We start from the raw sequence: 17,390 nt of genomic DNA, 5'->3' as shown, positions 1-17,390 counted from the left end.
CGGCGCCTAGGACACCGCTCGCCGTACGCGCCGGGGTCTCAGAACCCCTGGAAGATCTTTGTGAAGACTCCGGCGTCCTCGTCCAGGCCGCTGCACGTGTCACTGGTGACGCTCGTGGTGTCGGTGCAGGGCGTGTCGCGGGTCACCGACCACATCGACAGCCGTCCGAGGCCATGGGCGGTGGCCCACGTCATGACCTGGTCGGCATCGGTGGGGCGGAACTGCGCGCCGACCCCCGCGACGCCGATGATCGGCGTCAGGCCCATGCGCTGCCACACGTCGCCCTGGCGATAGAGACGCTGGAGCTGGCCGTGCGCGACGCCGGCGGAGGCGGTGACCGACTGCCCGGCACCGTCGGCCGGGACGAGGTTGACGATCGAGACCTGCACGCCGCCGTCGGCCGCCGAGCGCAAGGCGGCCAGGGCCTGCGCGGACAGCCCGGACCGATGCAGCGGAAGGGTGATCGACAGCGACCTGCCGCCATCGTCGCGCTGGACACGGGCGAGCGCCTCGGTCCTGCGCTGTACCGACGCGGTGTCGGCCAGCGCGCCGTCGGTGAGGTAGAAGTCCAGGCCCGCGGGATCGGTGGCGTCGATCGCCCTGCGGTACTGCTTGACCAGGTCACCGACCTTGCCGCAGCTCTGGGCGAGCTCGACTCCGTGCGGTCCGCCGAAGGACAGGACGACCTTGCCCGGGACGTCCTTGATCCGGTGGAGCGCGAACGCGGCGTCGACCGGGGACATTCCGCCCCAGGCGGCCGAGCATCCGCTGCCGGCCGAGACGAACCCCATCGTGAAGTCCTTCACGTGGGCCTCGGTCTTGGCCAGGTTCAGCGGCGGCCAGGCCAGCACGTCGGCGTACGGGGCGAACCCGATCCGCGGCCCGGGGGGCGCCGCCGGCGGTGTGGAAGCGCCGGAATCGCGAGGGGTGGGGGAGGGTGACGGCGTGCTCTCGCCGGCCTGGGGCCGGGTGGCCGATCCGCCCTCGATCGTTGCCTGATCGTCCGGTCTGCGCTGAGAGTTCGCCGATCGCCCGGCCGGTGTGCCGGGGTCGCTGGTGGCGGCGAACACCACGGCGCCGCCCGTCAGTGGTACGAGCAGGCCGGCCGAGACCAGCGCGATTCGGCGACTGACCCGGCGGGGGTGCCTCCGTTGCCGTTTACGGTGTCTACCCACGATCTCTCCACGTGGGGCGGCAGTCTCACCGTGGGGCCACAGTGAAATCTGTCGCGTAGCGGGATGTACCAACACAGTATGTCGCAGACCGCTTACCGAGATCACCCCTTTGGGGCGTGTCGAGCTGACACTTCTGGCCCGGCCGTGACGTTGACGGTTCAGTAGCCGACGGGCGTGCGTATCGATAAGCGCCCGCACGGGTATCAGATTCGTAAGAAACGGGAGATTCAGGGTTCAATGGGGTGGGGAGCGTGACGGCGCTGCGACCTGCGGCGCCGTAGTCGAGCTTGAGGAGGCGACACCAGGTACCAGCGAGTGTCCGTCCGTCCGTACGGGCGAGTGCGGTGCATCGCACGCTTTCCCTCGATTCAAAGGAGTAACAACACGTGACCTTGGTCAATGACGCGGCGCCGGCCGCTGTGCGATCCCCCGGCAGCCGATACCGCGCCTTCACGGCGAAACACCTGGACGAGCTCACCGCCCGCGCCGGGTTGACCGCCGAGCAACGCCTGGGCACAAGGGCCGTTGCCGCGGTTCTGCCGTTCCGTACGAACAGCTACGTCCTCGACGAGCTGATTGACTGGTCCGCGGCCCCCGACGACCCGATCTACCGGCTCGTCTTCCCCCAAGAGGACATGCTGCCCTCCGAGGACGTCGCGCAGCTGTCCGACCTGCTCCGCCGTGAGGCACCCAAGGCGGAGATCGAGGCCCTGGCCCACCAAGTACGGATGAAGCTCAACCCCCATCCGGCCGGTCAGCTGCAGCTCAACATCCCGAGCTTCCACGAGGAGCCGATGCCGGGCGTGCAGCACAAGTACCACGAGACCGTGCTGTTCTTCCCCAAGCAGGGACAGACCTGCCACGCCTACTGCACGTACTGCTTCCGCTGGGCGCAGTTCGTCGGCGAGCCCGACCTCAAGATGGCCGCCGACGACATCGAGCGTCTGAAGAGGTACCTGTCGAACCACCCCGAGGTCACCAGCGTCCTGTTCACCGGCGGCGACCCGATGATCATGAGCGAGACGGTGCTGCGGCGCTACATCGAGCCGTTGCTCGAGGTCGAGCAGCTCGAGTCGATCCGCATCGGCACCAAGGCCCTGGCGTACTGGCCGCAGCGCTGGGTGACCGACCCGGACGCCGACGACACCCTGCGGCTGTTCGAGCAGGTCGGCGAGGCCGGCAAGACGCTGGCGTTCATGGCCCACTTCACGCATCCGCGTGAGCTGGAGCCCGTCATGGTGTCCGAGGCGGTCCGCCGCATCCGCGACACCGGCGCCGTCATCCGCACCCAGGCGCCACTGATCCGCACGATCAACGACTCCCCGGAGATCTGGGAGACGATGTGGCGGCGCCAGCTCCGCATGGGCATGGTGCCGTACTACATGTTCGTGGAGCGTGACACAGGCCCGCAGGACTACTTCGCTGTGACGCTCGCGCGCGCCTACGAGGTCTTCCGTGACTCCTACAAAAACGTCTCCGGCCTCTGCCGTACGGTCCGCGGGCCCTCCATGTCCGCGACGCCGGGCAAGGTCTGCGTCGACGGCGTGGTCGAGGTCGGCGGCGAGAAGCTCTTCGTCCTGCACTTCATCCAGTGCCGTGACCCTGAGCTGGTGAACAAGCCGTTCTTCGCCAAGTACGACCCCGAAGCGGTGTGGCTCACCGACCTCAAGCCGGCCCTCGGCGCCGAGCGGTTTCCCTTCCAGGGCATGGCCATCGGCGGAGACACCTCGGCGCACGATCTCGCTGCCACCGGCCCGTCCGTGTGACCAGCACGGGCTCAACGAGCATCGCATCGGCTCTCGCCGGGCGATAGCGGACGCGAAGCGGAACGATTGCGCCGCGGTCCATCATGAGGTGGCCTGGGTCGGTGTGTGAACGGCGACCCAGGTCCTGATGTGACGGCGGCCGGCGTTTCCGGGGGTCCGGAGGTGACCACGGGGCCGGGACCCGGCCCGTACGTCGCATGAGCCCCGCGGGGTGCGCCGACGGGGCTTGGTTTCGGGGCCGTGCCCGACGAGGGTACGGCCCCGAGAACCTCAGAGCCTGTTCATCGCCCCACCGGCCCTAGCTTTCGTACTCCGGGACGATCTGGGCGCGGCCCAGCGTGTGCGACGTGATGTTGAAGCCGACCACGGCGGGTGCCGTGTCGTCGGACAGGCCCAGTGACTCGGTGTCCAGCGCGTGCACCGTGAAGACGTAGCGGTGCGGGGCGCCGGGCGGGGGTGCCGCACCGCCGAACTCCTTGTTGCCGTAGTCGTTGCGCGCGTGTACGGCTCCTTGCGGCAGGCCCTTGAAGGCGCCGCCGCCCGCACCGCCCGGCAGCTCGGTCACCGACGCCGGGATGTCGAACAGCACCCAGTGCCAGAAGCCGCTGCCGGTGGGCGCGTCGGGGTCATAGCAGGTGACGGCGAAGCTCTTGGTCTCGGCGGGGAAGCCCGACCAGCTGAGCTGCGGTGAGATGTTGCCGCCGCTGAAGCCCCAGTCGTTGAAGACCTGTGCGTCGGACAGCCGCGCGCCGTCCGCGACATCGTCGCTGGTCACCGTGAAGGATTGAACCTGGGGGAGAAAATCGTGCGGAAGGGGCGGCCTGCCGACCATGGCAACCTCCGGGGATCGTGGGTGTTCCGAAGCGCCCTGTCGCGGTGTCACGGGCCAGATGGCCGCCCGCCGGGCGCTCTCCTAAGTCCTATCAGGACCGGGTCCGCACCGTACGCCAGGCCCCTGACGGATCGGGGCGGTCGCGATGGTCAGTCGTGGTCCGATCCCATGACCAGTACGGCCACGAAGCGGTCGAGGAAGAGGCCGCACGCGACCGCGAGGGGGATCGCCACGAACACCGCGCCGGTCTGCACCGTCCGCCACAGCGCCGGGTCGCCGTTGCCGAGCCCGGCGGGCAGACCGGTGCTCACCGGCATCCGCGCGCCCGACCACACGAACGTCAGCGCGTACGTGAACTCCCCGGCGGCCAGCGTGAACGTCAGGACCACGACCGCCGCCACCCCGGGCAGCACCAGCGGCGTGACCACGCGGACGAACGCGCCGAGGCGGCTGTACCCGTCGACCATCGCCTGCTCCTCGATGTCCACCGGCACCGCACGCAGGAAGCCCGCGAGCAGCCACACCGACACCGGCACCGTGACGGTCGGATAGACCAGGACCAGCGACCAGACGGAGTCCGCCAGGCCGAGCGTCGCCACGACACGCGACAGCGACAGGAACAGCAGCGACGGCGGCACCAGGTAGACGAGCAGGATCGCGATCCCCGCCGGCGTGCCCCAGGACCGGTGCAGCCGGGTCAGCGCGTACGCCGCCGGCAACGCCAGCGCCAGCGTCACGACGACGACCAGGCCGCCCACGACCAGGGTGTTCACCACGAACGTCGTGAACGGCGTCGAGTGGAACAGCAGGCGGACATGCTCGGTGGTCGGCCCCGGCGCCGTACGCGCGGAGCCGCCGCCGTCATGCTCGAACGCGGAGATCAGGCCCCACAGGAACGGCGCCGCGCAGACCAGCGCCGCCGCGACCGCCACGGCGTAGACCGTCACGCGCACCACGACCTGCTGGGCGGCCGCCATCCGCCGCTGCCGCCCCATCTCACGCGCGGCCGTGCGTGCCGCCAGCCCGTTCACGGCCGATGCCCCATCCGCCGCATGACGCGAAGCACCACCATCACGCCGGCCAGGAACAGCGGGAACAGGAACAGGGCGATGGCGGCGCCGCTCCCGACGTCGCCACGGTCGACGCCGCGCAGGTACGCCAGGGCGGGCAGCACCTGCGTGGAGTCGCCGGGCCCACCGCCGGTGAGGACCCGCACGACGGCCATGTCGCCGACGGTGAAGGCCGCCGTGAACACCGCCGCCACCGCGGTCACCGGCAGCGTCAGCGGGAGAGTGACCCCGAAGAATCTCCGCCAAAAGCCCGCACCGTCGAGGTGGGCGGCGTCCCAGACACCGCGTGGGATCGCGGCGAGCCCGGCCATCACGATCACCGCGGCGAGCGGAGTCAGCCGCCAGACGTGCACCGCGACCACCGACACCATCGCCGACGGCGCACGCGCGAGCGGCGACTCCCCGCCGTGCAGCAGCGAGGCCTCCCGCAGGATCCGGTCCACCGGCGAACCGGCCGACCCGAGCAGCCACCGCCAGGAGATCGCCGACAGGGCGACGGGCGTCGTCCACGGCAGCAGGACGGCCGTGCGCACCGTACGGCGGAAGCGGAAGTCGGCGAGCAGCACGTTGGCCAGGACGGTGCCGAACACCACGACCAGGACGGTCGAGGCGGCGGTCAGCGCGAGAGTGTCGATGAGGGAGCGCCAGAAGACGTGGTCGCCGAAGACGACGCGGAAGTTGCGCAGCCCCGCGAACCGGTACGACGGTGCCTGACTGGTCGAGTGGGAGAACGCGAACGCCACCGTCAGCCCGAACGGCGCGACCACGAGCGCGGTCAGGTAGACGACCGAGGGCAGCAGGAACGCCCAGGCCAAGAAGCCCTCGCGGTCGGCGAGCCGCGCCTTCTGCCCGGTGCCCGCCTCACCCGCCCGCTCGTCCACGGCCACGCCCGTCAACCGCCGATCCGCACCGGCGCCGCACGGGTGCCGTACTCGGCGTCGAAGAAGCGCAGCCGGTCCGTCGGCACCGCGAACTCGTGCGTCTCGCCGACCGTCAGCGGTGTGATCACCGTCGCCGGCAGGCGGGCGATCACCCGCGTCTCCTGTCCGATCCTGGTGACCGTGCCGTAGACGTGCCGGTCGCCGGACAGGTACTCCATGCGCTCGATCCGCAGCGGCATCGTGACACGGGAGTCGTACGCGACGTTCTCGGCCGGCAGCAGATGCTCGGGCCGGAAACCGACGAGCCGGTCAACCCGCTGCACGAGGTTCATCGGCGGCGCCCCGACGAACGTCGCGACGAACGTGTCGGCCGGCTGGTCGTAGATGTCACGCGGCGTGCCGACCTGGCGCAGTCGCCCGGCATCCAGCACGGCGACGCGGTCGGCCAGTCCCATCGCCTCCTCCTGGTCGTGCGTCACGTAGATCGTGGCGGTGCCGATCTGCCGCTGGAAACGCTTCAGCTCATCGCGTGTGGTGGCGCGCAGCTTCGCGTCCAGTCCCGACAGCGGCTCGTCGAGCAGGAACACGGCCGGCTCGCGTACCAGGGCACGCGCCAGCGCGACGCGCTGGCGTTCACCCCCGGACAGCTGCCGGGGCCTGCGCGTCAGCAGGTCCGGGATGTCGAGCAGGTCCGCCGCCCAACGGACCTTGCGTTCCCGCAGATGGCGTGGCACGTGCTCGGCCTTCAGCGGGAACTCGATGTTGTCGTGGACGGTCTTGTGCGGATAGAGCGCGTACGACTGGAGCACCATCGCCACTCTGCGGGTCCTCGGCGGCAGCCCGTTGACGAGCTGCCCGCCGATGTAGACCTCACCCTCGGTCGGCCTCTCGAGGCCGGCGATGGTGCGGAGCAGCGTCGTCTTGCCGCACCCCGAGGGGCCGAGCAGGACGAGGTACTCCCCGTGGTTCGAGCTCAGATCGACGCCGTCGAGCGCGCGGACGCGCCTGTCGCGGGGCCCCTGGTACACCTTGACGAGACCTTTGGCCTCAACGGCCTTCGTGGCCGGCTCGTCGCGGCGCCTCACGGACGACTCGCCCGCCGGCGATGCCGGCCCCTGTGTTCGCCGGGCTCTTCGCCGGGCCGTTCGGTGGTCGGTCTCAACCCCTGCCTTCCTAGGAAGAGCGTCTACTTTGAAAGTAGATCGACATTGAGGGCTCATCTAGGGGCAGTTCGCCGCAGGCCTTCCAGTCGCGGGTTTTCTTTGGCCAAACGCGTCATTTCCGTGATGGGCACGCTACAGTCCGTGACCGTGCCGGACCAGGGTGAGCGTCCGGCCACCGACTCGCCCGGTCGGGACCCGCCGGGCCGCCGAAGCCGAGGAGAACAGCCCCCATGCGCCGAGTCACCGCCGCCACGGTCAGCACGGCTGCCGTCGCGAGCATTCTGGCGGTCGCCGCGGACGCCCACGCGGCCGTCACGACGCCCCTCACCGCCAGGAGACACGCGCCCTCGGTCGTCTTCAACATCCCCTCCGGCTCGCCCGAAGAGCAGAACGCCATCGGCTCCCACGTGGACGCGCTGGCCGCCGCGGTCCCCCGTGGAGGCCTGATCCGGATCGCGATCTACCGGTTCACCTCGCCAACGGCCGCGCAGACCCTCCTCGACGCCAGAAAGCGCGGCGTGCGCGTCCAGCTGGTGGTCGACGCGGGTGCGCGCGGCAGCGCGGCGTACCGCGGGCTCGCGAGGGCGCTCGGCACCGGCCGCCGCCGGTCGTCATGGGTGACGGCCTGCAAGAGGGGCTGCGTCGGCGACGGGGTCATGCACGACAAGTTCTTTCTGTTCTCTCGTACCGGATCGGCGCGCGACGTGGTCGTGCAGTCCTCGGCCAACCTGACCACGACCAACCGCGTGAACGCCTGGAACAACGCCGTCACACTCAGCGACGCGAGGCTCTACCGTGCCTACGGCCGTTATTTCGCGGCGCTGGCCGCCCGGCGTCACTACGCCTACCACGTGACCCGCAGCGGCGGCCGTACGCTCTACACGTTCCCGCGCGCCGGGCATGCGAAGAAGAGCGACACGCTCTACGGGCAGCTGGGCCACGTCGGCTGCGCCTCCCACACCGCGGTGCACATGACGGCCTTCTCCCTGACCCGCACCGACATCGCCCGGCGGCTGTGGTCGCTCGCCCACCAGGGCTGCGACGTGCGCGTCGTCTACACCAACCTCGGCCGCGCCGCCCGGAAGATCATCACGCGACGTGGAGGCCCGAGGCTGCTCAGCAGCCACTACAGCTATCTGGACCTGGACGCGGCCGGCGTGGTGGAGGCCTACGTCCACTCCAAATACGTCACCATCGGCGGCACCTACTCAGGGCACGACCGGCGGCTGGTCATCACCGGCAGCGCGAACCACACCGTCGCCGGGCTACGGCACAACGACGAGACGATGCTGGCGATCGAGAGCGCATCGGTGTACGGAGCGTATGAGACCAACTTCGCCGAGCTGTGGCGTACGGCGGCGAGCCGCTTCCCGCTCGGCGGTCACGTGGCCGAAAGATGACCTGACCGCCGAGCGTGCGGGGGACCTACTTGGCGTTCGCCTCGTTATAGGCGTCGACGACCGTCTGGGGGTCGCCGTCCATCACCATCGTGCCCTCGTCGATCCACAGGACCCGGTTGCACATCTCGAGAATGGAGTCGAGCTGGTGGGCGACCAGGAAGACGGCGCCCGCCTCGTTGCGCAGCTCGTCGATCTTCTTCGCGCTCTTGCGGCGGAACTTCGCGTCGCCGGTGGCCAGCGCCTCGTCGATGAGCAGCACGTCGTGGGACTTGGACGCGGCGATCGCGAACCGGAGCCGCGAGCCCATGCCGGAGGAGTAGGCCCGCATCGGAAGCTGGATGAAGCCCTCCTTGAGCCCGGCGAACTTCACGATCTCGTCGTACTTCGATTTGACCTGGTCGGGCGACATGCCCATGGCGAGGCAGCCGAGAACGATGTTGCGCTCGCCGGTCAGGTCGTTCATGAGGGCCGCGTTCACACCGAGCAGCGACGGCTGGCCGGACGTGTAGACGCCGCCGCTCTCCGGCGGCAGCAGACCGGCGATCGCTTTCAGCAGCGTCGACTTACCCGATCCGTTGGTGCCGATGACGCCGATCGCATCACCCTTGTACGCGACGAAGGACAGCCCGCGGATCGCGTGGACCTCCTTCATCGTCGGGCGGTGGTCGCGGCGCAGGACGCGAGAGAAGGCACTCGCCGCGTTGCCCTTACCGCCGGCGCCATACACCCGGTAGATGATGTGGAGATCGTCGACGACCACGATCGGCTCACGTGCCCGGTCGATCGTCACCGGAGGCGCGGAGTCCATGGGCTCCCCGGACACCTTGAACTTCTCCTTGACATCAGCCACGGCCGTACCTCTCCTCGGCGCGGAAGAAGAACCAGAACCCTACGAGGAACATCACGACGGCCCAGCCGATGCCGTAGTACCACAGGTGCATGGTCGACTCGTTCAGCGTCTGATGGACGTAGCCCCGATAGCTGTCCAGCAGCGCCAGGCGCGACAGCTCCACGTAGACGTAAGCGGGGTTGGCCTCGAGCACATGACCGATCCACGGGTGTTCGTGGATCTTGGAGGACTTCATCAGCCCGGAGAGGCTGTAGATGATGCCGGAGAAGTAGAGCCAGGTCCGCAGGAGGAAGGGCAGGAGCTGCTGGATGTCGCGGTTGAACGCGCCGATGCGGGCCAAGGTGAGGCTGATCCCGATGTTGAAGGTCAGCTGCATGATCAGCACCGGCACCAGCAGGAGCCAGTTGAACGTCAGCGGCTCACCGAAGCCCAGCACGATGACGAACAGCACGCACATCGAGATGAGCAGCTGCTGCAGCTCGATGAGGGTGTACGCCAGCGGAAGGCTCGCCCGCGGAAAGTGCAGGGCGCGGATCAGCGACAGGTTGTCGCCGACCGACTTGGCCCCGGAGTTCACCGACCGCTGGGTGAACGTGAAGACGAAGACCCCGCAGACCAGGAACGGGATGAACGTGTTGTGGGGCAGGCCGCGGCTCGTGTTGAGCAGCAGCCCGAAGATCAGGTAGTAGACCGCGGCGTTGAGCAGCGGTGTGAGAACCTGCCACACCTGGCCCAGCCGCGACTCGGTGTACATCGCGATGTTCTTGGCCGACGCGAACGCCCAGATGAAATGGCGACGCTGCCAAAGCTGACGGATGTACGAGCCCATTGGGGGGCGGGCGGCGCTCTGCTTGAGCCCGAATCCGGTGGCGAACTCGGCCAGCGAGGGATGCCCGTTCACCGAAGGGGGCTCCGCGATCGCATGTGCCGATCCACCACCCGAGGCTCCGAGCCGTTCCGGGTGACTCATGCGGATGAGCTTATTGCAGACACAGACCCGGCATCGACGTTCGGTGAGATGCATGACGAGAATGTGATCTTCCGCGTGATCCAGGACGGAACGGTGATAGTCGCGTTCTCGGCAGGCGGATGAGCGCTGACCTTGCCGGAACCCCGGACATATCTTGACCTCGACGGGGGATAGACGGTCGCATGCCCCTGTTGCAACGAGCAGGCCGACTCGACCAGCGCGCCTTCGACGCGGTGGCCGCGGCACGGCTGACCGGTTTCGAATACGTCCTTCCCCGTCTGTCCAAGGCGGCCGACCACTCGCTGTTGTGGATCGGCATCGCGGGCGGGCTCGCCGTGACGAGGCAGCCGCGACTGCGCCGCGCCGCGATGCGCGGAGTCTTCGCCCTCGGCCTGGCCAGCCCGATCGCCAACCTCGCGGGCAAGCAGATGTTCCGTCGCGGCCGCCCGCTGATCGAGCTGAGCGGCCTGCCGACGAGCATCGGCCGGGGCACCCTGATTCCGTCGGCGCGGGTCCGCTGGCGGCTGCCGACCTCCCCGTCCTTCCCGTCCGGGCATTCGGCGGCGGCCGCGGCCTTCGCCGGGGCGCTGGCGATGGAGGCGCCGAAGTCGGTCGCCGTGCCGGTGGCGGCGGCCGCCGCGGGAGTGGCCTTCTCCCGCGTCTACACCGGAGCGCACTATCCGGGTGACGTGCTCGCCGGCCTGGCGCTCGGCGCGGTCGCGGCGGCCACCACACGCATGGTGTGGCCCACACGCCCCGCGCCCGCCGCCGGTGTCTGGTCGATGCCGTCCGAGGCCGTCGCCGGCGTGTCCCCGGACGGGGCCGGCGTCGTCGTGGTGATCAACCAGGACGCGGGCGGCGGCGACGTCAGCCGTACCCTGCGTTCGGAGCTGCCGGCCGCGGAGATCGTCGATGCGGGCGAGGACCTGGGCAAGACCCTGCGGGACGCCGCGGACCGGGCGACCGTGCTCGGGGTGTGCGGTGGCGACGGCACGATCAACGCCGGGGCCGAGGTCGCGGTCGAGCGCAACGTGCCGCTGCTGGTGATCCCCGGCGGCACGCTGAACCACTTCTCCCGCGCGATCGGCCTGGAGACCGTCAAGGACGCGATCGAGGCGTACCGCTCGGGCGGCGTCCTGCGCGTGGATGTCGCCTGCGCGGGGGAGCGGCTGTTCCTCAACACGGCGAGCTTCGGCGCGTACACCGAGCTCGTCGACATGCGCACCCGGCTGGAGGGCCGCCTCGGCAAGTGGCCCGCACTGGCGGTGTCCGCGGTCCGCGTGCTGCGCCACACCGAGCCGACCGAGGTGAACATCGAAGGGCGGCGGCTGCGGGTGTGGTTCGCCTTCCTCGGCAACTGCCGCTACGGCTCGTACGGCGTCGCGCCGACCTGGCGGCGCCATCTCGCCGACGGTGTGGTCGACGTACGCCTGATCGGTGCGAAGCGGCACATCAGCAAGGCGCGCGCGGTCGCGGCGCTCCTGGTAGGGCACCTGCACCTGATGCCCGACTACAAGGCATGGCGCACCACCGGGCTGCGCGTCGAGGCCACCGAAGGCTCGCTGCGGTTCGCCTGTGACGGCGAGGTCCGCAGTACCGACGAGCCGATCATCATCACCAAGCAGCGTGCCGGCCTGGCCGTCTTCGGACCCGCACGGCTCGCCGAGCCCAGCAGGCGCCCCGTGCCCGAACCGGACACCGACCAAGCGCTCGGTCCCCGTTCCGACACGTTCTGACCAGTGCCTTCCGAGAGCGAGGGTTCGTAAGGGCCCGGCTCGGGTAAGGCGGCTCCAGGGGGACCGCGCGGCGGCCGCCCTATGCAAGGTGGAGCATTCCGGCGCTCGTCCCGCGAGGGAGGTCGATCAGGAACGCCAGCGCGTGGGGGCGCCTGAGAGGGCTACGCGAAAGGTGAGGTCTATGCACCGCGAGAGCGACAAGCAGGGTCCGGTCCGAGACCTGCGTAAGGAGACCGAAAGCCTGAGCAGGAGCGGAGTCGGCCGCACCAAGGAGAGCCGGCAAGGGGGCGGGGACACTCCGCCGGAGCGTCCGAGGACTCCACCGCGCGGCATGTCACCCGCCGACGTCGCGCGCCGTGCCGCGCTGACCCGGGCTCTACCGCCGGGTGAGTTCCCCGCCGACCGGGCACGCCTGCTCACCCACCTGAGGTCCCATCGGGCACCGGAGTCGGTCATCGACGCCGTCTCCGGGCTACCGGAGGGCAAGCAGTTCCAGACTCTGGGCGAGGTGGTACGCGCCATCGGCCTGCTCAGCGAACACTGAGATCCACATCGGAGCACGCCCCGGCGAGAGGTCTCGCCGGGGCTCGTGCGACGGCGTGCCGAGGCGTACCGTGACGAGCGTGGCACTCACCGAGGGTTCGCACGAGCTGGGTCCGGCGTCGGGAAGTCTCCTGGTCAAGACGGCACGGAGCGGCCTTGGCCGCCGTGCGGGTCACGACCTGACCCTGGAGGTCACCCGCTGGTCCGGACAGGCGTCCGTCGATCCCGCCGAGCCCGCGAACTCCGCCGTCGACGCCGAGATCGAGGTCGCCTCGATCGAGGTACGCGAGGGCACGGGCGGCGTGCTGGCCCTCACCGGCTCCGACCGGGACGAGATCGCGAAGATCATCCGCGAGAAGGTCCTGCGCACCTCCGCGCACCCGACGATCACCTTCCGGTCCACCCGCGTCCAGGGCACGCCCGAGGCGTTCACCGTCGAGGGCGATTTGACGATCATGGGCCGCACCGAGCCCGCCACCGTCCGCGGCCGGGTGTCCGGCGGCCGGCTGACGGGTGCGGCGACCGTCGTGCAGTCCCGCTGGGGCATCAAGCCCTACTCGGCGCTGTTCGGCCAGCTCAAGGTCGCCGACCCGGTCGAGATCGAGTTCGACCTGGAGCTGCCCGGCTGAGCCGGCGCCTCAGCGCGGGCGTTCGACGCGGGTCTCGTCCCAGACCGGCTCGGCGGACTCGTAGACCGACCCGTCCCCGCCGAACACCAGGAACCGGTCGAAGGACCTGGCGAACCACCGGTCGTGCGTGACGGCCAGCACCGTTCCCTCGTACGCCTCCAGGCCCTCCTGCAGCGCCTCGGCGCTGGCCAGGTCGAGGTTGTCGGTCGGCTCGTCGAGCAGCAGCAGGGTGCAGCCGCTCATCTCCAGCAGCAGGATCTGCAGCCGCGCCTGCTGGCCGCCGGACAACGTCTCGAACGGCTGGTCACCGCAGTACTGCAGCTCGTAGCGGGACAGCGCCGACATCGCCTCGTTGCGCAGCCGCGCGTGTTCGGTCATCAAGATCTCGGCCGGGGTACGGCCGCGCAGCTCCGGCCGGGCGTGGGTCTGCGCGAACAGCCCGGGCACGACCCGCGCGCCGAGCCGGGCCACGCCGGTGTGCGCGACGTCCTCCCCGGCGAGCAGCCGCAGGAAGTGGCTCTTGCCCGAACCGTTGGAGCCGAGCACCGCGACCCGCTCGCCGTACCAGACCTCGGTGTCGAACGGGCGCATCAGGCCCGTGAGCTCGAACTTCTCACAGATGACGGCGCGCTTGCCGGTGCGTCCGCCGCGTAGCCGCATCTTGAGGTTCTGGTCGCGCGGCGGGACCTCCGGCGGGCCCGCCTCCTCGAACCTGCGCAGCCGGGTCTGCGCCGCCTGGTAGCGGGAGGCCATGTCGGAGTTGTACTTGGCCTTCTGCTTGAACATCAGGACGAGGGCCTTGATCTTGGCGTGCTCCTCGTCCCAGCGGCGTCTCAGCTCCTCCAGGCGCTCGTTGCGGTCGCGCCGGGCCTGGGCGTAAGTCGCGAAGCCGCCGCCGTGCACCCAGACGTTGCCGGACTCGACCGTGACGATCTGCCGCGCGGCACGGGCCAGCAGCTCACGATCGTGGGAGACGAGCAGCACCGTCTTGGGCGTCTCGCGGAGTTTGTCCTCCAGCCACAGCTTGCCCGGCACGTCCAGGTAGTTGTCGGGCTCGTCGAGCAGCAGGACCTCGTCCGGGCCACGGAAGAGGGCCTCCAGCACGAGGCGTTTCTGCTCGCCGCCGGACAGCGTCTTCACGTCGCGCCAGCGGGTCTGGTCATAGGAGGTGCCGAGCGCGGCGACGCAGCAGGCGTCCCAGAGCACCTCGGCGTCATACCCGCCGGCGTCGCCCCAGTCGGCGAGTGCCTTGGCGTAGCTCAGCTGGGTGGGCTCGTCGTCGCGCTCCATCATGGCGAGCTCGGCGCGTTCGAGCCCGGCGGCGGCGTCGCGTACACGCCGCGGCGCGGTCGACACGAGCAGGTCGTGCACGGTCGACTCGTCGCGGATGTTGCCGATGAACTGCCGCATCACCCCGAGGCCGCCACTGCGCCCGACCGAGCCGGACTGTGGATCGAGGTCGCCGGCCACCAGGCGGAGGAGGGTCGTCTTGCCCGCGCCGTTGGGCCCGACCAGCGCCGCCACCATCCCGTCGGCGACCCGGAACGAGGCGTCGGAGAGCAGCACTCGTCCGTCCGGAAGAGCGTGATCGAGATGCGCGACTTCGACATGGCCCACGCCGGCCCAGTCTGGGCCATCGACCCCCGCCGCGCCAAAGCCGTTTTTCCGCCGGGCCACCGTGGTCGCAGGGCGGAGTCACCTACCGCGACGGCCGCTCTCACGGCCCGCCGAGGTCTCCGGGGTCAGCCGCCCTTGCCGAGGGTGTTCCAGCGCGACGGTGGCCACATGATCACGAAGGCCCGGCCGATCACGTTGTCCACCGGGACGGTGCCGTGGTTTCCGTCCTCGAGGTGGAAGCGGGAGTCCGCGGAGTCCGCGCGATGGTCGCCCATGACCCACAGGCGCCCGGCGGGCACGGTGATCGGCCCGAACGGCCGGTGGTCGTTCTCGTAGATGTACGGCTCGTCCAGCGGATGCCCGTCGACGATCACGCGTCCCTGCGCGTCGCAGCACCGCACCGTCTGGCCACCGACGGCGATGACCCGCTTGACCAGGTCCTTCTCGTTCGGCTGCGGGAGGCCGAACGCCCCGCCGACCCAGTTCAGCGCGCGCCGCACCGGGTTCGTCGGCTTGGCGAACGTCGCCTCGGGCTCCCAGGACGGCGGTGCGCGGAAGACCACGATGTCCCCGGGGCGGGGGTCGTGCAGCCGGTAGCCGACCTTCTCCACCAGGATCCGGTCGCCGGTACACCCGGCACAACCGTGCAGGGTGCGCTCCATCGACTCCGACGGGATGAAGAAGGCCTGGATGAGGAAGGTCTTGATCAGCAACGTCAGCACGAGCGCGACGCCGATCAGGATGGGCAGCTCGCGCAGGAAGGAGCGATTCCGCTTTTTGGGATTCTTCTCCGCCTGGGGCTCCGGCTCGGCCTGGGGTTCTGGCTCGGCCTGGGGCTCTGGCGTTGACTCGTCTGGCACCCCCGTACGGTAGACCGCCCGCCCATGTGTTGGGCATAAGGGGCTCGCCTGAGGCGGGTCGTCCACATGCGGTGCCGGGGGCCGGTACGCTCGGCAGCGTGAGTCGGGAAGGTGTCACTCCTCAGTCTGAAGACTTCTCCGCCTGGTACAACGAGGTCGTTATCCAGGCCGAGCTCGTCGACCGTGGCCCGGTGCGGGGCACCATGGTCATCCGGCCGTACGGCTACCGCATGTGGGAGCTGCTGCAGGCCGATCTCGACGGGCGCATCAAAGAGGGCGGGCACGACAACGCCGCGTTCCCGATGTTCATCCCGGAGTCCTACTTCAAGCGCGAGGCCGAGCACGTCGAGGGGTTCTCCCCCGAGCTGGCCGTCGTGACGATCGCCGGCGGCAAGGAGCTGGAGGAGCCGCTGGTCGTGCGGCCCACCTCCGAGACCGTCATCGGCGAGTACATGGCCAAGTGGATCGAGTCGCACCGCGACCTGCCGCTGCTGCTCAACCAGTGGGCCAACGTCGTGCGGTGGGAGCTGCGTCCGCGCATGTTCCTGCGCACCACCGAGTTCCTCTGGCAGGAGGGCCACACCGCGCACGCCGACGAGGACGACGCGATGCGCGAGACCATGTGGGCGCTGGACACCTACGCGGGCGTGGCGCGCGAGCTGGCTGCGATCCCGGTGATCGAGGGGGAGAAGACCCCGAGCGAGCGCTTCGCCGGCGCGGTGCGCACCTACACGATCGAGGGCATGATGCGGGACGGCCGGGCGCTCCAGTCCGGCACCTCGCACTACCTCGGCACCAACTTCGCCAAGGTCTTCGACATCACCTACCAGGACGAGGAGGGCAAGCTCGTCCACGCCCACACCACGTCCTGGGGCCTGTCCACCCGCATGCTCGGTGGCGTGATCATGACCCACGGCGACGACAAGGGCCTCGTGCTTCCGCCGCGGATCGCCCCGTACCAGGTGGTGATCGTGCCGATCGGGCGCGACGACGCCGCCGAGCGCACCGCCACGGCCGCCCACGACCTGGCCGGGCAGCTCAAACGGGCCGGGGTGCGCGTACGCGTGGACGACCGGCCGCAGCTCCGTCCGGGCTACAAGTTCAACGAGTGGGAGCTGCGCGGCGTCCCGATCCGGCTCGAGCTCGGCCCACGCGACCTCGACGGCGGCGTCGTCACGCTGGCCCGCCGCCTCGGCGACCAGGGCAAGGAGCAGATACCGCTGGACCAGGTGACCGAGCGGCTGCCCGGCATCCTGGAGGAGTTCCAGGCGTTCCTGTACGAGCGGGCGGAGCGTTTCCGCGACGAGCACATCGCCGACGTCGAGAGCTGGGACGGCTTCCCCGAGCAGGTCTCAACCGGCTGGGCGCGGGTGTTCCACTGCGGGCGCACCGACTGCGAGGACGCGATCAAGGCCGACACGGCCGCAACGCCGCGCTGCATCCCGATCGAGGGCCCGCAGGAACAGGGCACCTGCTTCCGCTGCGGCGAGCCGTCCGCCTACGGCAAGCGCATCCTGTTCGGCCGTTCCTACTAGGACCTGCCCCGAAGTCCTCGGCCCGGGCCGCGCCCGTTCTGGGCTGCGCGTTGTCTGGCCCCCACCCGGTCCGAGCCCCACCCGGTCCGGGCCGCGCCCCGTCCTGGGCCCCTCCCCGCCTGGGCTCCACCGGTCGTGGGGCCTATTCGTCTGGGGTCCGTCCGTCTGGGGTCCGTCCGTCTGGAGCCCACCCACCTGGGGTCCGTCCGTCTGGGGTCCGTCCGTCTGGAGCCCACCCGCCCGGGGGTGCCATCCCACTCTCATTGTCCAGCGAGAACAGCGGCGGGCGGAAGTAGAGCGGGGTTCTGTGGATAACCCCGGGCGGCGCCGCCCAGGCGTCATCCGTGCGCCGCCCAAGCGGCG

At 70.0% G+C, this 17,390-nt stretch carries 15 protein-coding genes; 6 read left to right on the top strand and 9 right to left on the bottom strand.

All coding sequences use genetic code 11. From position 1 onward, the window contains the following. Positions 1–38: 38 nt before the first annotated feature. Complete coding sequence (locus FB559_RS07950; protein ID WP_141954866.1) at positions 39–1,175, bottom strand: glycoside hydrolase family 18 protein; 1,137 nt, start codon at positions 1,173–1,175, stop codon at positions 39–41. A gap of 386 nt (positions 1,176–1,561) precedes the next feature. On the opposite strand from FB559_RS07950, the gene FB559_RS07945 reads away from it, so the two are divergent. Further along, on the top strand, positions 1,562–2,941 hold the full coding sequence (locus tag FB559_RS07945) for a KamA family radical SAM protein (protein ID WP_141954864.1): 1,380 nt from the start codon (positions 1,562–1,564) through the stop codon (positions 2,939–2,941). Between the two features lie 298 nt (positions 2,942–3,239). On the opposite strand, the gene FB559_RS07940 is transcribed toward FB559_RS07945, so the two are convergent. From FB559_RS07940 to FB559_RS07925, 4 genes are all read right to left on the bottom strand, one after another. Then, positions 3,240–3,773: a YbhB/YbcL family Raf kinase inhibitor-like protein gene (locus FB559_RS07940; protein WP_141954862.1), complete on the bottom strand. Its 534-nt coding sequence runs from the start codon at positions 3,771–3,773 to the stop codon at positions 3,240–3,242. Between the two features lie 149 nt (positions 3,774–3,922). Further along, positions 3,923–4,804 (bottom strand): carbohydrate ABC transporter permease, encoded by an 882-nt coding sequence (locus FB559_RS07935; protein ID WP_221639920.1) that lies wholly within the window; start codon positions 4,802–4,804, stop codon positions 3,923–3,925. Then, positions 4,801–5,730: a carbohydrate ABC transporter permease gene (locus FB559_RS07930; protein ID WP_141961561.1), complete on the bottom strand. Its 930-nt coding sequence runs from the start codon at positions 5,728–5,730 to the stop codon at positions 4,801–4,803. The genes FB559_RS07935 and FB559_RS07930 overlap by 4 nt, the downstream gene beginning before the upstream one ends. Positions 5,731–5,735: 5 nt before the next feature. Then, positions 5,736–6,809: an ABC transporter ATP-binding protein gene (locus FB559_RS07925; RefSeq protein WP_221639918.1), complete on the bottom strand. Its 1,074-nt coding sequence runs from the start codon at positions 6,807–6,809 to the stop codon at positions 5,736–5,738. 308 nt (positions 6,810–7,117) lie between these two features. Between FB559_RS07925 and FB559_RS07920 the strand changes: the two genes are divergently transcribed. Next, positions 7,118–8,287 (top strand): phospholipase D-like domain-containing protein, encoded by a 1,170-nt coding sequence (locus tag FB559_RS07920; RefSeq protein ID WP_141954858.1) that lies wholly within the window; start codon positions 7,118–7,120, stop codon positions 8,285–8,287. Between the two features lie 25 nt (positions 8,288–8,312). Here the strand turns inward: FB559_RS07920 and FB559_RS07915 are convergent, their stop codons facing one another. Then, entirely contained in the window at positions 8,313–9,095 is a 783-nt protein-coding gene (locus FB559_RS07915) for an ABC transporter ATP-binding protein (protein WP_141961560.1), read from the bottom strand. A gap of 34 nt (positions 9,096–9,129) precedes the next feature. Then, positions 9,130–10,107 carry an ABC transporter permease gene (locus FB559_RS07910; RefSeq protein ID WP_141954856.1) on the bottom strand — a complete coding sequence of 326 codons (978 nt, stop codon included), beginning with the start codon at positions 10,105–10,107 and terminating at the stop codon, positions 9,130–9,132. A 182-nt stretch (positions 10,108–10,289) separates the two neighbouring features. Between FB559_RS07910 and FB559_RS07905 the strand changes: the two genes are divergently transcribed. The 3 genes from FB559_RS07905 to FB559_RS07895 all read left to right on the top strand — a co-directional run bounded on the left by FB559_RS07905 (position 10,290) and on the right by FB559_RS07895 (position 13,015). Next, positions 10,290–11,843 (top strand): bifunctional phosphatase PAP2/diacylglycerol kinase family protein, encoded by a 1,554-nt coding sequence (locus FB559_RS07905; RefSeq protein ID WP_141954854.1) that lies wholly within the window; start codon positions 10,290–10,292, stop codon positions 11,841–11,843. 181 nt (positions 11,844–12,024) lie between these two features. After that, a complete protein-coding gene (locus FB559_RS07900) occupies positions 12,025–12,387 on the top strand; it encodes a DUF2795 domain-containing protein (RefSeq protein WP_141954852.1) in 363 nt (120 codons plus the stop codon). Positions 12,388–12,466: 79 nt separating this feature from the next. Beyond that, positions 12,467–13,015, top strand: a complete 549-nt coding sequence (locus FB559_RS07895) for a YceI family protein (RefSeq protein ID WP_141954850.1) — start codon at positions 12,467–12,469, stop codon at positions 13,013–13,015. A gap of 9 nt (positions 13,016–13,024) precedes the next feature. Here FB559_RS07895 and FB559_RS07890 read toward each other — a convergent pair whose 3' ends face one another. Both FB559_RS07890 and lepB read right to left on the bottom strand, forming a co-directional pair. Further along, positions 13,025–14,632, bottom strand: coding sequence for an ABC-F family ATP-binding cassette domain-containing protein (locus tag FB559_RS07890; protein ID WP_141954848.1), 1,608 nt, complete (start codon positions 14,630–14,632; stop codon positions 13,025–13,027). Between the two features lie 125 nt (positions 14,633–14,757). Further along, positions 14,758–15,492: a signal peptidase I gene (gene lepB / locus FB559_RS07885; protein WP_141954846.1), complete on the bottom strand. Its 735-nt coding sequence runs from the start codon at positions 15,490–15,492 to the stop codon at positions 14,758–14,760. 98 nt (positions 15,493–15,590) lie between these two features. On the opposite strand from lepB, the gene proS reads away from it, so the two are divergent. Beyond that, positions 15,591–17,027 carry a proline--tRNA ligase gene (gene proS, locus FB559_RS07880; protein ID WP_141954844.1) on the top strand — a complete coding sequence of 479 codons (1,437 nt, stop codon included), beginning with the start codon at positions 15,591–15,593 and terminating at the stop codon, positions 17,025–17,027. Positions 17,028–17,390 lie beyond the last annotated feature (363 nt).

It is taken from the genome of Actinoallomurus bryophytorum (assembly GCF_006716425.1).
Classification (GTDB): Bacteria; Actinomycetota; Actinomycetes; order Streptosporangiales; family Streptosporangiaceae; genus Actinoallomurus; species Actinoallomurus bryophytorum.
Note: the sequence above shows the minus strand (reverse complement) of the source record. Positions and strands in the feature narration are given on the sequence as shown.